This is a genomic window from Peribacillus sp. SIMBA_075 (genome assembly GCF_046534585.1).
In genome coordinates this window covers 1-240 of sequence record NZ_JAWRYN010001495.1, presented here as the reverse complement: position 1 = coordinate 240, position 240 = coordinate 1, and the positions used below count along the sequence as shown (strand labels likewise).

Here is a 240-nt window from a genome sequence, read left to right as displayed (position 1 = left end):
CCTCATAATGTAAAAGAGGCGAGTCTTGGACTGGGTGCAACGAAATGGCAAACAATTGCCCGCATCATTATCCCGTCTTCGTTACCACAAATCATTACAGGTATTATTTTAGCGGCAGGCCGTATATTCGGTGAAGCTGCGGCGTTAATTTATACAGCGGGTTTAACATCACCTATTTTAAATTCAGCAGCGGACTTCTCGAGCCCCTCGCATCCTTTAAATCCATTTAGACCAGCTGAA

At 44.6% G+C, this 240-nt stretch carries 1 protein-coding gene; it reads left to right on the top strand.

Features of this window, described 5'->3' with window-relative positions:
- A partial coding sequence (locus SB775_RS33380; RefSeq protein WP_410865584.1) for an ABC transporter permease subunit occupies nucleotides 1-240 on the top strand: 240 nt, incomplete at both ends.